Genomic DNA, 373 nt, shown 5'->3' with positions numbered 1-373 from the left:
ATAGCGTGTTACTGTATGGGTACATTTTGTTTTTAATCACACGAGGAAAACCACCATGGATATAGTTTCTTTCACCAGCCTAAGAGTTAACTTAGCCCATTATCTGGACAAGGTTGATAATGACCATACGCCGGTTGTTATTACACGCCAGAATGACAGAAAAGCCGTTTTAATTGGGTATGAAGATTACATGTCTTTTATTGAGACAAATTATCTCATGTCCAACCCTGTTAATGCAGAAAGAATCAATAAAGGGATTGAAGAAGTTGAAGCGGGGCTTACCCAAAAACATGAGCTGATCGAGGTATGAATATACAATGGACATCTTTTGCTTGGGAAGATTACCTATTATGGCAAGAAGAAGACAAAACAA

1 protein-coding gene is annotated in these 373 nt (G+C 37.8%); it reads left to right on the top strand.

The window, feature by feature from the left end; genetic code table 11:
- The first annotated feature begins 55 nt into the window (after positions 1-55).
- Entirely contained in the window at positions 56-310 is a 255-nt protein-coding gene (locus tag AXE65_RS12720) for a type II toxin-antitoxin system Phd/YefM family antitoxin (RefSeq protein WP_068386197.1), read from the top strand.
- Positions 311-373: the final 63 nt, after the last annotated feature.

The organism is Ventosimonas gracilis (genome assembly GCF_001580025.1).
In the GTDB taxonomy this organism is placed as follows: Bacteria; Pseudomonadota; Gammaproteobacteria; order Pseudomonadales; family Pseudomonadaceae; genus Ventosimonas; species Ventosimonas gracilis.
The sequence above is the reverse complement of the archived record's forward strand: the minus strand, read 5'-3'. Positions and strand labels throughout refer to the sequence as shown.